This is a genomic window from Shigella dysenteriae, from assembly GCF_022354085.1.
In the GTDB taxonomy this organism is placed as follows: Bacteria; Pseudomonadota; Gammaproteobacteria; order Enterobacterales; family Enterobacteriaceae; genus Escherichia; species Escherichia coli.
Genome location: NZ_CP055055.1, coordinates 4,391,739 through 4,406,814, shown reverse-complemented (window position 1 = coordinate 4,406,814; position 15,076 = coordinate 4,391,739). Strand labels below are relative to the sequence as shown.

The following is a 15,076-nucleotide window of genomic DNA, read 5'->3' as shown; positions in this document are numbered from 1 at the left end:
CGCATTGATATACCCGTCAGAGTGACGGGTGATAAGGAGATCATCACAATGGCATTTAAGATCTGGCAAATTGGTTTGCATTTACAACAGCAAGAAGCGGTAGCGGTTGCGATCGTGCGGGGAGCAAAAGAATGCTTTTTGCAACGCTGGTGGCGGTTGCCGCTGGAGAACGACATTATCAAAGATGGGCGGATTGTTGATGCGCAGCAGCTGGCTAAAACGTTGTTACCGTGGAGTCGCGAACTGCCGCAGCGTCATCACATTATGTTGGCGTTTCCCGCCAGTCGCACATTACAGCGGTCATTTCCGCGCCCGTCGATGTCCCTTGGTGAGCGGGAGCAAACGGCCTGGCTGTCAGGGACGATGGCCCGCGAGCTGGATATGGATCCGGACTCCCTGCGCTTCGATTACAGCGAAGACTCACTCAGCCCCGCCTATAACGTGACTGCCGCGCAAAGCAAAGAGCTGGCAACGCTACTTACTCTGGCAGAAAGGTTGCGTGTTCATGTGAGCGCGATCACCCCGGATGCCAGTGCATTACAGCAATTCCTGCCTTTTTTACCTTCTCATCAGCAATGTCTGGCCTGGCGTGATAACGAACAGTGGCTGTGGGCGACACGCTGTCGCTGGGGGCGCAAACTGGCGGTGGGGATGACTAGCGCGAAGGAGCTGGCGGCAGCGTTATCCGTTGATCCCGAAAGCGTCGCGATATGTGGCGAAGGCGGATTTGATCCCTGGGAGGCCGTTTCTGTTCGTCAGCCGCCGCTACCGCCGCCAGGTGGAGACTTTGCCATCGCGCTGGGGCTGGCGCTTGGGAAGGCGTACTGATGAACCCGCCAATTAATTTTTTGCCCTGGCGACAGCAACGCCGGACCGCTTTTCTGCGTTTCTGGTTGCTGATGTTCGTTGCGCCTCTGCTGCTGGCCGTCGGGATAACGCTAATACTGCGTCTGACAGGCAGCGCCGAAGCGCGCATAGACGCAGTTTTGCTTCAGGCGGAACAACAACTCGCCCGCAGCTTACAGATAACGAAGCCACGTTTGCTGGAGCAACAGCAGTTACGCGAACAGCGTTCGCAACGGCAGCGCCAGCGACAATTTACCCGCGACTGGCAATCTGCGCTGGAAGCACTGGCGGCGCTTTTACCCGAGCACGCCTGGCTGACAACGATAAGCTGGCAGCAGGGAACGCTGGAGATCAAGGGGCTGACAACAAGCATTACCGCGTTAAACGCACTAGAAACGTCACTCCGCCAGGATGCGTCTTTTCATCTCAATCAGCGGGGAGCCACGCAGCAGGATGCGCAGGGACGCTGGCAATTTGAGTATCAGTTAACAAGGAAGGTTAGCGATGAACATGTTCTTTGACTGGTGGTTCGCCACATCACCCCGCCTCCGCCAGCTTTGCTGGGCAGTCTGGTTGCTGATGTTAGTTACGCTCATTTTTCTATCATCGACACACCATGAAGAGCGCGACGCATTAATTCGACTACGGGCAAGTCATCACCAGCAGTGGGCCGCACTGTATCGCCTGGTAGACACCACTCCCTTCAGCGAGGAAAAAACGCTGCCCTTTTCGCCACTGGATTTTCAGTTATCCGGCGCGCAACTGGTTTCCTGGCATCCATCCGCGCAGGGAGGCGAGTTGGCGTTGAAAACGCTGTGGGAAGCAGTGCCGTCGGCATTTACACGGCTGGCAGAGCGCAACGTCAGCGTGAGCCGTTTTTCGTTAAGCGTGGAAGGTGATGATCTTTTGTTCACGCTACAACTGGAGACGCCGCATGAGGGTTAAACGCTGGTTGTTGGCAGGTATTGCATTGTGCCTTTTAACCGGTATGCGTGACCCTTTTAAACCGCCGGAAGATCTATGCCGGATTAGCGAACTTAGCCAGTGGCGCTATCAGGGGATGGTAGGGCGAGGCGAGCGCATCATCGGTGTAATAAAAGACGGGCAAAAGAAATGGCGACGGGTGCAGCAAAACGATGTGCTGGAAAACGGCTGGACAATTTTACAGCTGACGCCAGACGTACTAACGCTGGGTACCGGGACAAACTGCGAACCGCCACAATGGTTGTGGCAACGGCAAGGAGATACAAATGAAGCAATGGATAGCCGCACTACTGTTGATGCTGATACCCGGCGTACAGGCGGCAAAGCCGCAAAAAGTGACGCTGATGGTGGATGACGTTCCGGTAGCTCAGGTGTTGCAGGCGCTGGCTGAACAGGAGAAGTTGAACCTGGTCGTGTCGCCAGACGTCAGCGGTACGGTGTCGTTACATCTAACAGATGTTCCCTGGAAGCAGGCACTACAAACTGTAGTGAAAAGCGCCGGACTGATAACGCGGCAGGAAGACAACATTCTCTCAGTGCATTCCATTGCCTGGCAGAATAACAATATCGCCCGCCAGGAGGCGGAGCAGGCGCGGGCGCAGGCAAATCTGCCGCTGGAAAATCGCAGTATAACCCTGCAATACGCCGACGCGGGAGAACTGGCGAAAGCGGGGGAGAAGCTACTGAGTGCCAAAGGGAGTATGACCGTCGATAAACGCACCAATCGCCTTTTGCTACGAGATAACAAAACGGCGTTAAGCGCGCTTGAACAGTGGGTAGCGCAAATGGATCTGCCGGTCGGGCAGGTTGAGCTGTCGGCGCATATTGTCACCATTAATGAAAAAAGTTTGCGTGAGTTAGGCGTGAAATGGACGCTGGCCGATGCGCAACACGCTGGTGGCGTTGGGCAAGTCACCACGCTTGGTAGCGACCTCTCCGTAGCGACGGCGACAACGCATGTCGGTTTTAACATTGGGCGCATCAACGGACGCTTGCTGGATCTTGAGCTTTCTGCGCTCGAACAAAAACAGCAGCTGGATATTATCGCCAGTCCGCGTCTGCTGGCCTCACATCTTCAGCCTGCCAGCATTAAACAGGGGAGCGAAATTCCATATCAGGTTTCCAGCGGGGAAAGTGGCGCGACGTCGGTGGAATTTAAAGAGGCCGTCCTGGGGATGGAGGTCACGCCCACGGTGTTACAAAAAGGTCGCATCCGGCTGAAATTACACATCAGCCAGAACGTTCCGGGGCAGGTGCTACAGCAGGCCGATGGCGAAGTGCTGGCGATTGATAAGCAGGAGATCGAAACGCAGGTCGAGGTCAAAAGCGGAGAAACGTTGGCGCTGGGCGGCATTTTTACCCGTAAAAATAAATCGGGTCAGGATAGCGTACCGTTGCTTGGCGACATTCCCTGGTTCGGGCAATTATTTCGTCATGACGGAAAAGAAGATGAACGACGCGAGTTAGTGGTGTTTATCACGCCACGACTGGTTTCCAGTGAGTAAACAGCCGTAAAAGCGGTAATGTTTTTATGCTGAACGTGTTTCATCTATTTGACGCGCGCAGGTATTTAGCATACAAGGAGTACCGATTTGAGAGTTGGTGCTCTTCGCTGCCTGCGTTCCATGATGATGATTTATCATTCAGGCGGCATTTTGCTGTCTTTTTTACGCTAATCTTACCCGGTGATTTATCGCCAGAGCGGTGGTAGCAAGGCAGCGCGCTTGCAGCGACCAGATATGCAGAGGGATGGGTGATTTATTCAGTTGCCAAACCCGCTGGAGTATTGAGATAATTTTCAGTCTGACTCTCGCAATATCTTATGAGGTTTCAGTTCATGTCCTGCGGCGCTCTCTGAGCGAAGCGGGTTTATCATTAACGAATAGTCTTAGTAGTACCGAAAAAATGGCAGAGAAACGCAATATCTTTCTGGTTGGGCCTATGGGTGCCGGAAAAAGCACTATTGGGCGCCAGTTAGCTCAACAACTCAATATGGAATTTTACGATTCCGATCAAGAGATTGAGAAACGAACCGGAGCTGATGTGGGCTGGGTTTTCGATTTAGAAGGCGAAGAAGGCTTCCGCGATCGCGAAGAAAAGGTCATCAATGAGTTGACCGAGAAACAGGGTATTGTGCTGGCTACTGGCGGCGGCTCTGTGAAATCCCGTGAAACGCGTAACCGTCTTTCCGCTCGTGGCGTTGTCGTTTATCTTGAAACGACCATCGAAAAGCAACTTGCACGCACGCAGCGTGATAAAAAACGCCCGTTGCTGCACGTTGAAACACCGCCGCGTGAAGTTCTGGAAGCGTTGGCCAATGAACGCAATCCGCTGTATGAAGAGATTGCCGACGTGACCATTCGTACTGATGATCAAAGCGCTAAAGTGGTTGCAAACCAGATTATTCACATGCTGGAAAGCAACTAATTCTGGCTTTATATACACTCGTCTGCGGGTACAGTAATTAAGGTGGATGTCGCGTTATGGAGAGGATTGTCGTTACTCTCGGGGAACGTAGTTACCCAATTACCATCGCATCTGGTTTGTTTAATGAACCAGCTTCATTCTTACCGCTGAAATCGGGCGAGCAGGTCATGTTGGTCACCAACGAAACCCTGGCTCCTCTGTATCTCGATAAGGTCCGCGGCGTACTTGAACAGGCGGGTGTTAACGTCGATAGCGTTATCCTCCCTGACGGCGAGCAGTATAAAAGCCTGGCTGTACTCGATACCGTCTTTACGGCGTTGTTACAAAAGCCGCATGGTCGCGATACTACGCTGGTGGCGCTTGGCGGCGGCGTAGTGGGCGATCTGACCGGCTTCGCGGCGGCGAGTTATCAGCGCGGTGTTCGTTTCATTCAAGTCCCGACGACGTTACTGTCGCAGGTCGATTCCTCCGTTGGCGGCAAAACTGCGGTCAACCATCCCCTCGGTAAAAACATGATTGGCGCGTTCTACCAGTCTGCTTCAGTGGTGGTGGATCTCGACTGTCTGAAAACGCTTCCCCCGCGTGAGTTAGCGTCGGGGCTGGCAGAAGTCATCAAATACGGCATTATTCTTGACGGTGCGTTTTTTAACTGGCTGGAAGAGAATCTGGATGCGTTGTTGCGTCTGGACGGTCCGGCAATGGCGTACTGTATTCGCCGTTGTTGTGAACTGAAGGCAGAAGTTGTCGCCGCCGACGAGCGCGAAACCGGGTTACGTGCTTTACTGAATCTGGGACACACCTTTGGTCATGCCATTGAAGCTGAAATGGGGTATGGCAATTGGTTACATGGTGAAGCGGTCGCTGCGGGTATGGTGATGGCGGCGCGGACGTCGGAACGTCTCGGGCAGTTTAGTTCTGCCGAAACGCAGCGTATTATAACCCTGCTCAAGCGGGCTGGGTTACCGGTCAATGGGCCGCGCGAAATGTCCGCGCAGGCGTATTTACCGCATATGCTGCGTGACAAGAAAGTCCTTGCGGGAGAGATACGCTTAATTCTTCCGTTGGCAATTGGTAAGAGTGAAGTTCGCAGCGGCGTTTCGCACGAGCTTGTTCTTAACGCCATTGCCGATTGTCAATCAGCGTAACAACAAGAAAGGTCAGGCCGCTTATCAAGCGGTCTATTAGCTTCAGGTTAATTGCAACGTGGTAAGCATTAACCTTTTAGTGGGGTGTTAAATGGATGAATTCAAACCAGAAGACGAGCTGAAACCCGATCCCAGCGATCGTCGTACTGGTCGTTCTCGTCAATCTTCTGAACGTTCTGAGCGTACTGAACGTGGCGAACCGCAGATCAATTTTGATGATATTGAACTTGATGACACTGACGATCGCCGTCCGACTCGTGCGCAAAAAGAGCGCAATGAGGAACCGGAAATCGAAGAAGAAATTGACGAATCCGAAGATGAAACCGTGGATGAAGAGCGCGTAGAGCGTCGTCCGCGTAAGCGCAAAAAAGCAGCCAGTAAACCCGCTTCTCGTCAGTATATGATGATGGGCGTCGGCATTTTGGTTCTACTGCTGTTGATCATCGGTATCGGTTCTGCGCTAAAAGCCCCCTCGACCTCTTCCAGCGATCAAACCGCGTCTGGCGAGAAGAGTATTGATCTTGCAGGCAATGCGACCGATCAGGCGAATGGGGTGCAGCCAGCGCCGGGAACCACGTCTGCGGAAAATACTCAGCAGGATGTTTCTCTGCCACCGATCTCTTCTACGCCGACTCAAGGGCAAACCCCGGCGGCAACGGATGGTCAACAACGTGTTGAAGTGCAGGGTGACCTGAACAATGCGCTGACCCAGCCACAAAATCAGCAACAGTTGAACAATGTGGCGGTCAATTCTACATTGCCGACTGAACCAGCAACTGTCGCGCCAGTACGCAATGGCAATGCATCGCGTGACACGGCGAAAACGCAAACTGCTGAACGTCCGGCCACTACGCGTCCAGCTCGTCAGCAGGCGGTGATTGAACCGAAAAAACCGCAAGCAACCGTGAAAACGGAACCGAAGCCGGTAGCACAGACGCCGAAGCGTACTGAACCAGCTGCTCCTGTGGCGAGCACGAAGGCACCGGCTGCGACTTCTACGCCAGCACCAAAAGAGACGGCGACTACGGCTCCAGTACAGACGGCATCCCCGGCGCAAACCACGGCAACACCAGCCGCTGGAGGGAAGACCGCAGGTAATGTGGGTTCGTTGAAATCGGCACCGTCCAGCCATTACACTCTGCAGCTGAGCAGTTCCTCTAACTACGACAACCTGAACGGTTGGGCGAAGAAAGAGAATCTGAAAAACTACGTTGTCTATGAAACGACGCGTAATGGTCAGCCGTGGTATGTCCTGGTTTCTGGCGTGTACGCTTCGAAAGAAGAGGCGAAAAAAGCGGTATCTACATTGCCAGCAGATGTCCAGGCCAAAAACCCGTGGGCGAAACCGCTGCGTCAGGTACAGGCCGATCTGAAGTAATCAAGGTTATCTCCCGCAATGGTTTATCGTTGCGGGAGTTGCCTGAAGCGCTGGATGCTGTCGGAGCTTTCTCCACAGCCGGAGAAGGTGTAATTAGTTAGTCAGCATGAAGAAAAATCGCGCTTTTTTGAAGTGGGCAGGGGGCAAGTATCCCCTGCTTGATGATATTAAACGGCATTTGCCCAAGGGCGAATGTCTGGTTGAGCCTTTTGTAGGTGCCGGGTCGGTGTTTCTCAACACCGACTTTTCTCGTTATATCCTTGCCGATATCAATAGCGACCTGATCAGTCTCTATAACATTGTGAAGATGCGTACTGATGAGTACGTACAGGCCGCACGCGAGCTGTTTGTTCCCGAAACAAATTGCGCCGAGGTTTACTATCAGTTCCGCGAAGAGTTCAACAAAAGCCAGGATCCGTTCCGTCGGGCGGTACTGTTTTTATATTTGAACCGCTACGGTTACAACGGCCTGTGTCGTTACAATCTGCGCGGTGAGTTTAATGTGCCGTTTGGCCGCTACAAAAAACCCTATTTCCCGGAAGCAGAGTTGTATCACTTCGCTGAAAAAGCGCAGAATGCCTTTTTCTATTGTGAGTCTTACGCCGATAGCATGGCGCGCGCAGATGATGCATCCGTCGTCTATTGCGATCCGCCTTATGCACCGCTGTCTGCGACCGCCAACTTTACGGCGTATCACACAAACAGTTTTACGCTTGAACAACAAGCGCATCTGGCGGAGATCGCCGAAGGTCTGGTTGAGCGCCATATTCCAGTGCTGATCTCCAATCACGATACGATGTTAACGCGTGAGTGGTATCAGCGCGCAAAATTGCATGTCGTCAAAGTTCGACGCAGTATAAGCAGCAACGGCGGCACACGTAAAAAGGTGGACGAACTGCTGGCTTTGTACAAACCAGGAGTCGTTTCACCCGCGAAAAAATAATTCTCAAGGAGAAGCGGATGAAACAGTATTTGATTGCCCCCTCAATTCTGTCGGCTGATTTTGCCCGCCTGGGTGAAGATACCGCAAAAGCCCTGGCAGCTGGCGCTGATGTCGTGCATTTTGACGTCATGGATAACCACTATGTTCCCAATCTGACGATTGGGCCAATGGTGCTGAAATCCTTGCGTAACTATGGCATTACCGCCCCTATCGACGTACATCTGATGGTGAAACCCGTCGATCGCATTGTGCCTGATTTCGCTGCCGCTGGTGCCAGCATCATTACCTTTCATCCAGAAGCCTCCGAGCATGTTGACCGCACGCTGCAACTGATTAAAGAAAATGGCTGTAAAGCGGGTCTGGTATTTAACCCGGCGACACCTCTGAGCTATCTGGATTACGTGATGGATAAGCTGGATGTGATCCTGCTGATGTCCGTCAATCCTGGTTTCGGCGGTCAGTCTTTCATTCCTCAAACACTGGATAAACTGCGCGAAGTACGTCGCCGTATCGACGAGTCTGGCTTTGACATTCGTCTGGAAGTGGACGGTGGCGTGAAGGTGAACAACATTGGCGAAATCGCTGCGGCGGGCGCGGATATGTTCGTCGCCGGTTCGGCAATCTTCGACCAGCCAGACTATAAAAAAGTCATTGATGAAATGCGCAGTGAACTGGCAAAGGTAAGTCATGAGTAAGTTTGAAGATATTCGCGGCGTCGCTTTTGATCTCGACGGTACGCTGGTGGACAGTGCTCCCGGTCTTGCTGCTGCGGTAGATATGGCGCTGTATGCGTTGGAGTTACCCGTCGCAGGTGAAGAACGCGTTATTACCTGGATTGGTAACGGCGCAGATGTTCTGATGGAGCGTGCATTGGCCTGGGCGCGTCAGGAACGTGCGACTCTGCGTAAAACAATGGGTAAACCGCCCGTTGATGACGACATTCCGGCAGAAGAACAGGTACGTATTCTGCGTAAACTGTTCGATCGCTACTATAGCGAGGTTGCCGAAGAGGGGACGTTTTTGTTCCCGCACGTTGCCGATACGTTGGGCGCGTTGCAGGCTAAAGGCCTGCCGCTAGGCCTGGTCACCAACAAACCGACGCCGTTCGTCGCGCCGCTGCTCGAAGCCTTAGATATTGCCAAATACTTTAGCGTGGTTATCGGCGGCGATGATGTGCAAAACAAAAAACCGCATCCGGACCCGCTGTTACTGGTGGCTGAGCGGATGGGAATTGCCCCACAAGAGATGCTGTTTGTCGGCGACTCACGCAATGATATTCAGGCGGCAAAAGCGGCAGGTTGCCCATCAGTTGGCTTAACCTACGGATATAACTACGGCGAGGCTATCGATCTCAGCCAGCCTGATGTAATTTATCAGTCTATAAATGACCTTCTGCCCGCATTAGGGCTTCCGCATAGCGAAAATCAGGAATCGAAAAATGACTAAGCCCATCGTTTTTAGTGGCGCACAGCCCTCAGGTGAATTGACCATTGGTAACTACATGGGTGCGCTGCGTCAGTGGGTAAACATGCAGGATGACTACCATTGCATTTACTGTATCGTTGACCAACACGCGATCACCGTGCGCCAGGATGCACAGAAGCTGCGTAAAGCGACGCTGGATACGCTGGCCTTGTATCTGGCTTGTGGTATCGATCCTGAGAAAAGCACCATTTTTGTTCAGTCCCACGTACCAGAACATGCGCAGTTAGGCTGGGCACTGAACTGCTATACCTACTTCGGCGAACTGAGCCGCATGACCCAGTTTAAAGATAAATCTGCGCGTTATGCCGAGAACATCAACGCTGGTCTGTTTGACTATCCGGTGCTGATGGCTGCGGACATCCTGCTGTATCAAACTAATCTGGTACCGGTGGGTGAAGACCAGAAACAGCACCTGGAACTGAGTCGCGATATCGCCCAGCGTTTCAACGCGCTGTATGGCGAGATCTTTAAGGTGCCGGAGCCGTTTATTCCGAAATCTGGCGCGCGCGTAATGTCGCTGCTGGAGCCGACCAAGAAGATGTCCAAGTCTGACGATAACCGCAATAACGTTATCGGCCTGCTGGAAGATCCGAAATCGGTAGTGAAGAAAATCAAACGCGCGGTCACTGACTCCGACGAGCCGCCGGTAGTTCGCTACGATGTGCAGAACAAAGCGGGCGTTTCCAACCTGCTGGATATCCTTTCTGCGGTAACGGGCCAGAGCATCCCAGAACTGGAAAAACAGTTCGAAGGCAAGATGTATGGTCATCTGAAAGGTGAAGTGGCTGATGCCGTTTCCGGTATGCTGACTGAATTGCAGGAACGCTATCATCGTTTCCGCAACGATGAAGCCTTCCTGCAACAGGTGATGAAAGACGGCGCAGAAAAAGCCAGTGTACACGCTTCCCGTACGCTGAAAGCGGTGTACGAAGCGATTGGTTTTGTGGCGAAGCCGTAATATCAAAACGCTCGGACGGTCCCCTCGCCCCTTTGGGGAGAGGGTTAGGGTGAGGGGAGCAGGCAAGCGCCAGTGGGAATTACCCTTTGCTCGCATTGTCGAATAAATCACTTCGTCATCACTCTGAAACCGGGGAAACCCGGTTTTTTTATCCTCATTTGCAATAATCCGAAAAAATGTGAAGCGCCTCGCCGTTTCCACATCTCACAGTTGCCACTTATCTTCATTTTAATGAAGATATAAACATTCATTTTATTGAAAATATATTATGCGTCGAACGTTTATCAAAAAAGAAGGCGTCGTTATCACGACGCTGGCCCGTTATTTGTTGGGTGAAAAATGCGGTAATAGGTTGAAAACCATAGATGAGCTGGCAACTGAATGCCGTTCATCGGTTGGCCTGACGCAGGCCGCGTTGAAAACGCTGGAATCAAGCGGAGCGATACGGATTGAACGCCGTGGGCGCAATGGCAGTTATCTGGTCGAGATGGATAACAAAGCATTGCTGAGTCATGTGGATATCAACAACGTGGTATGTGCGATGCCTTTGCCCTATACCCGCTTGTACGAAGGTTTAGCGAGCGGGCTGAAAGCTCAGTTTGATGGCATTCCTTTTTACTATGCGCATATGCGCGGCGCGGATATTCGCGTGGAGTGTTTACTTAACGGCGTGTATGACATGGCGGTGGTTTCCCGACTGGCGGCGGAAAGTTATCTCACGCAAAAAGGGTTATGCCTCGCGCTGGAGTTGGGGCCGCACACCTACGTTGGCGAGCACCAGTTGATTTGCCGTAAAGGCGAGTCCGCAAACGTGAAGCGCGTGGGGCTGGATAACCGTTCGGCGGATCAGAAAATCATGACCGATGTTTTTTTTGGCGGTAGTGATGTGGAACGAGTCGATCTCTCTTATCACGAGAGTTTACAACGCATTGTTAAAGGCGATGTCGATGCGGTGATCTGGAACGTGGTGGCGGAAAACGAACTGACCATGCTGGGATTAGAGGCGACGCCGCTCACAGACGATCCGCGATTTTTACAGGCCACCGAAGCCGTGGTCCTGACGCGAGTCGATGATTACCCAATGCAACAACTGCTGCGTGCCGTTGTAGATAAACACGCCCTGCTCGCCCATCAACAACGGGTAGTGAGTGGGGAACAGGAACCGAGTTATTAAACGAAAGGCATCTGATATGGAAACCAGACTCAACCTGCTTTGCGAGGCAGGCGTTATTGATAAGGACATCTGCAAAGGCATGATGCAGGTCGTCAACGTACTGGAAACAGAGTGCCATCTGCCGGTGCGCAGTGAGCAAGGAACGATGGCGATGACACATATGGCGAGTGCACTGATGCGCAGTCGCCGTGGTGAAGAAATAGAGCCGCTGGATAACGAATTGCTGGCAGAGCTGGCGCAATCCAGCCACTGGCAAGCCGTTGTGCAATTGCATCAGGTGTTGTTGAAGGAATTCGCACTGGAAGTTAACCCGTGTGAAGAAGGCTATTTGCTGGCCAACCTTTATGGATTATGGATGGCTGCTAACGAAGAGGTTTGAAGCTCCTGACAAATCCACGTCGCACAACCTAAATATTCAAAAAAATGAATATTTAATTCAAGGAACAGAAACGAGGCAACAAGATGTTTGTAGAAGCATTGAAACGCCAGAACCCGGCGCTGATTTCCGCCGCACTAAGTTTGTGGCAGCAGGGCAAAATCGCCCCGGACAGCTGGGTGATCGACGTGGATCAGATACTGGAAAACGGTAAGCGGCTGATTGAGACGGCGCGGCTTTACGGCATTGAACTGTATCTGATGACCAAACAATTCGGTCGTAACCCATGGCTGGCGGAAAAACTGCTGGCGTTGGGCTACAGCGGCATTGTGGCGGTGGATTACAAAGAGGCGCGAGTCATGCGCCGCGCTGGTTTGCCGGTGGCGCATCAGGGGCATCTGGTACAAATCCCTTGTCATCAGGTTGCTGACGCCGTTGAACAGGGCACCGACGTCATCACCGTGTTTACTCTCGACAAAGCGCGGGAAGTTTCTGCGGCGGCGGTGAAGGCCGGGCGAATCCAGTCTGTGCTGCTCAAAGTTTATAGCGACGATGATTTTCTTTATCCGGGGCAGGAGAGCGGTTTTGTACAGCATTCGCTGCACGAGGTGGTTGCTGAAATTAAGAAACTGCCGGGGCTGCATTTGGCGGGACTAACCCATTTCCCTTGCCTGCTTTGGGATGAGGCTGCCGGGAAAGTTTTGCCGACACCGAATCTTCACACGCTGGTACAAGCACGGGATCAACTGGCGAAATCTGGTATTGCGATTGAGCAACTGAACGCGCCTTCAGCGACCAGCTGCACTTCGCTGCCATTGCTGGCGCAATACGGTGTGACTCATGCCGAACCCGGTCATGCGCTGACGGGCACTATTCCGGCAAACCAGCAGGGCGATCAGCCTGAACGTATCGCGATGCTCTGGTTAAGTGAAATCTCCCATTTTTTCCGTGGCGACAGCTACTGCTACGGCGGCGGTTACTACCGTCGTGGTCACGCGCAACATGCGCTGGTGTTTACGCCAGAAAATCAAAAGATTACTGAAACCAATCTCAAAACTGTGGATGACAGCAGTATCGACTACACCCTGCCGCTGGCAGGCGAGTTTCCGGTAAGCAGTGCAGTAGTGCTCTGTTTTCGCACGCAGATTTTTGTCACCCGCAGTGATGTGGTGCTGGTGTCTGGTATTCATCGTGGCGAACCGGAAATCGTCGGTCGTTATGACAGTCTTGGAAACTCTCTGGGGGCGTAATGGCGCGATTTGTGGTGTTAGTGATTGATAGCTTTGGCGTAGGGGCAATGAAAGATGTCACGCTGGTGCGCCCGCAGGATGCCGGGGCGAATACCTGTGGTCACATCCTGAGCCAGTTGCCGCATTTGCAGCTACCAACGCTGGAGAAGCTGGGGCTAATCAACACATTGGGTTATGCGCCAGGCGATATGCAGCCGTCAGACTCCGCAACCTGGGGCGTGGCAGAGCTGCAACATGAAGGTGGCGATACCTTTATGGGGCATCAGGAAATTTTAGGCACGCGCCCGTTACCGCCGCTGCGGATGCCTTTTCGCGATGTGATTGACCGTGTTGAGCAGGCATTAGTATCCGCCGGTTGGCAGGTGGAGCGCCGTGGCGATGATCTGCAATTTCTGTGGGTCAATCAGGCGGTTGCGATTGGCGATAATCTCGAGGCGGATTTAGGCCAGGTCTATAACATCACCGCCAATCTCTCTGTGATCTCTTTTGACGACGCAATCAAAATTGGTCGTATCGTGCGTGAGCAGGTACAGGTCGGTCGGGTCATTACATTTGGCGGCCTGTTAACCAACAGTCAGCGTATTCTCGATGCCGCAGAAAGCAAAGAAGGGCGCTTTATTGGTATTAATGCGCCGCGTTCTGGCGCTTATGACAACGGTTTCCAGGTCGTGCATATGGGCTACGGTGTTGATGAAAAAGTGCAGGTGCCGCAAAAACTGTATGAGGCGGGCGTGCCAACCGTGCTGGTGGGTAAGGTGGCAGATATCGTCAGCAATCCTTATGGCGTGAGCTGGCAAAACCTGGTGGATAGCCAGCGGATTATGGATATCACCCTCGACGAATTTAACACGCATCCGACGGCGTTTATTTGCACCAATATCCAGGAAACCGACCTCGCTGGTCATGCAGAAGACGTCGCACGTTATGCCGAACGTTTGCAGGTCGTTGACCGTAACCTTGCCCGGCTTGTTGAGGCGATGCAGCCAGATGACTGCCTGATCGTCATGGCGGATCACGGTAACGATCCGACCATTGGTCACAGCCACCATACCCGCGAAGTGGTGCCAGTGCTGGTTTATCAGCAAGGCCTGGCTGCTACTCAGCTAGGTGTTCGCACCACGCTTTCTGATGTGGGGGCTACCGTGTGTGAATTTTTCCGTGCGCCACCGCCACAAAATGGTCGCTCTTTTCTTTCCTCCCTCCGGTTTGCAGGAGACACCCTATGAGTTTTGATCCGACGGGTTACACCCTCGCCCATGAGCATCTGCATATTGATCTCTCCGGCTTTAAAAACAACGTGGACTGCCGCCTTGATCAGTATGCGTTCATTTGCCAGGAGATGAACGACCTGATGACCCGGGGCGTGCGTAATGTGATTGAGATGACCAACCGTTACATGGGGCGCAATGCGCAATTTATGCTTGATGTAATGCGCGAGACGGGGATCAACGTGGTGGCCTGTACCGGTTATTACCAGGACGCGTTTTTCCCGGAACATGTGGCGACCCGCAGCGTGCAGGAACTGGCGCAGGAGATGGTCGATGAAATTGAACAGGGTATCGATGGCACGGAGCTGAAAGCCGGGATCATCGCGGAGATCGGCACCAGCGAAGGAAAGATTACGCCGCTGGAAGAGAAGGTATTTATTGCCGCTGCGCTGGCGCATAACCAGACCGGACGCCCGATCTCCACGCATACTTCGTTCAGCACCATGGGGCTGGAACAACTGGCTCTGTTGCAAGCCCACGGAGTTGATCTTTCGCGCGTCACCGTTGGTCACTGCGATCTGAAAGACAATCTCGACAACATTTTGAAGATGATCGATCTCGGCGCGTACGTGCAGTTCGACACCATTGGTAAGAACAGTTACTACCCGGACGAAAAGCGCATTGCGATGCTCCACGCGCTACGTGACCGTGGGTTGCTGAACCGCGTCATGCTGTCGATGGATATTACGCGCCGCTCCCATTTAAAAGCCAATGGTGGTTATGGCTATGACTATTTATTGACCACCTTTATTCCGCAATTGCGCCAGTCAGGATTCAGTCAGGCCGATGTGGATGTGATGTTACGTGAAAATCCCTCTCAATTTTTCCAATAAGGACAGACT

Annotated in this window: 17 protein-coding genes; all 17 read left to right on the top strand. The window is 52.8% G+C overall.

Going from position 1 to position 15,076, the window contains the following annotated elements; translation table 11 throughout:
- The first annotated feature begins 48 nt into the window (after window positions 1–48).
- The 17 genes from hofM to HUZ68_RS21080 all read left to right on the top strand — a co-directional run bounded on the left by hofM (window position 49) and on the right by HUZ68_RS21080 (window position 15,067).
- Window positions 49–828 (top strand): DNA utilization protein HofM, encoded by a 780-nt coding sequence (gene hofM, locus HUZ68_RS21160; RefSeq protein WP_001315880.1) that lies wholly within the window; start codon window positions 49–51, stop codon window positions 826–828.
- Window positions 828–1,367 (top strand): DNA utilization protein HofN, encoded by a 540-nt coding sequence (gene hofN / locus HUZ68_RS21155; protein WP_001069315.1) that lies wholly within the window; start codon window positions 828–830, stop codon window positions 1,365–1,367. Before hofM ends, hofN begins: the two co-directional genes overlap by 1 nt.
- Window positions 1,351–1,791, top strand: coding sequence for a DNA utilization protein HofO (gene hofO, locus HUZ68_RS21150; protein ID WP_001055763.1), 441 nt, complete (start codon window positions 1,351–1,353; stop codon window positions 1,789–1,791). The genes hofN and hofO overlap by 17 nt, the downstream gene beginning before the upstream one ends.
- Complete coding sequence (gene hofP / locus HUZ68_RS21145) at window positions 1,781–2,185, top strand: DNA utilization protein HofP (protein ID WP_001264141.1); 405 nt, start codon at window positions 1,781–1,783, stop codon at window positions 2,183–2,185. Before hofO ends, hofP begins: the two co-directional genes overlap by 11 nt.
- The gene (gene hofQ / locus HUZ68_RS21140) at window positions 2,097–3,335 is read left to right on the top strand and encodes a DNA uptake porin HofQ (RefSeq protein ID WP_000815968.1); all 1,239 of its coding nucleotides are present in this window, start codon (window positions 2,097–2,099) and stop codon (window positions 3,333–3,335) included. Before hofP ends, hofQ begins: the two co-directional genes overlap by 89 nt.
- Before the next feature lie 400 nt (window positions 3,336–3,735).
- Entirely contained in the window at window positions 3,736–4,257 is a 522-nt protein-coding gene (aroK, locus tag HUZ68_RS21135; RefSeq protein WP_000818618.1) for a shikimate kinase AroK, read from the top strand.
- Between the two features lie 56 nt (window positions 4,258–4,313).
- A complete protein-coding gene (gene aroB, locus HUZ68_RS21130) occupies window positions 4,314–5,402 on the top strand; it encodes a 3-dehydroquinate synthase (protein WP_239593970.1) in 1,089 nt (362 codons plus the stop codon).
- Window positions 5,403–5,493: 91 nt separating this feature from the next.
- On the top strand, window positions 5,494–6,780 hold the full coding sequence (gene damX / locus HUZ68_RS21125; protein ID WP_000343195.1) for a cell division protein DamX: 1,287 nt from the start codon (window positions 5,494–5,496) through the stop codon (window positions 6,778–6,780).
- Between the two features lie 106 nt (window positions 6,781–6,886).
- Window positions 6,887–7,723 carry an adenine-specific DNA-methyltransferase gene (gene dam / locus HUZ68_RS21120; protein ID WP_000742143.1) on the top strand — a complete coding sequence of 279 codons (837 nt, stop codon included), beginning with the start codon at window positions 6,887–6,889 and terminating at the stop codon, window positions 7,721–7,723.
- A gap of 17 nt (window positions 7,724–7,740) precedes the next feature.
- Window positions 7,741–8,418, top strand: coding sequence for a ribulose-phosphate 3-epimerase (rpe, locus tag HUZ68_RS21115; protein ID WP_000816280.1), 678 nt, complete (start codon window positions 7,741–7,743; stop codon window positions 8,416–8,418).
- Window positions 8,411–9,169, top strand: coding sequence for a phosphoglycolate phosphatase (gene gph / locus HUZ68_RS21110; protein ID WP_000032688.1), 759 nt, complete (start codon window positions 8,411–8,413; stop codon window positions 9,167–9,169). The genes rpe and gph overlap by 8 nt, the downstream gene beginning before the upstream one ends.
- The gene (gene trpS, locus HUZ68_RS21105) at window positions 9,162–10,166 is read left to right on the top strand and encodes a tryptophan--tRNA ligase (RefSeq protein WP_000165553.1); all 1,005 of its coding nucleotides are present in this window, start codon (window positions 9,162–9,164) and stop codon (window positions 10,164–10,166) included. Before gph ends, trpS begins: the two co-directional genes overlap by 8 nt.
- Before the next feature lie 268 nt (window positions 10,167–10,434).
- Complete coding sequence (gene yhfZ / locus HUZ68_RS21100) at window positions 10,435–11,340, top strand: GntR family transcriptional regulator YhfZ (RefSeq protein WP_001254820.1); 906 nt, start codon at window positions 10,435–10,437, stop codon at window positions 11,338–11,340.
- A 16-nt stretch (window positions 11,341–11,356) separates the two neighbouring features.
- On the top strand, window positions 11,357–11,719 hold the full coding sequence (locus HUZ68_RS21095; RefSeq protein WP_001295165.1) for a PRD domain protein: 363 nt from the start codon (window positions 11,357–11,359) through the stop codon (window positions 11,717–11,719).
- A gap of 83 nt (window positions 11,720–11,802) precedes the next feature.
- Window positions 11,803–12,966: a YhfX family PLP-dependent enzyme gene (locus HUZ68_RS21090; RefSeq protein WP_000497341.1), complete on the top strand. Its 1,164-nt coding sequence runs from the start codon at window positions 11,803–11,805 to the stop codon at window positions 12,964–12,966.
- Window positions 12,966–14,192 carry a phosphopentomutase gene (locus HUZ68_RS21085; RefSeq protein ID WP_000090635.1) on the top strand — a complete coding sequence of 409 codons (1,227 nt, stop codon included), beginning with the start codon at window positions 12,966–12,968 and terminating at the stop codon, window positions 14,190–14,192. Before HUZ68_RS21090 ends, HUZ68_RS21085 begins: the two co-directional genes overlap by 1 nt.
- Window positions 14,189–15,067, top strand: coding sequence for a phosphotriesterase-related protein (locus tag HUZ68_RS21080; RefSeq protein WP_000007010.1), 879 nt, complete (start codon window positions 14,189–14,191; stop codon window positions 15,065–15,067). Before HUZ68_RS21085 ends, HUZ68_RS21080 begins: the two co-directional genes overlap by 4 nt.
- The last annotated feature ends 9 nt before the right edge of the window (window positions 15,068–15,076 follow it).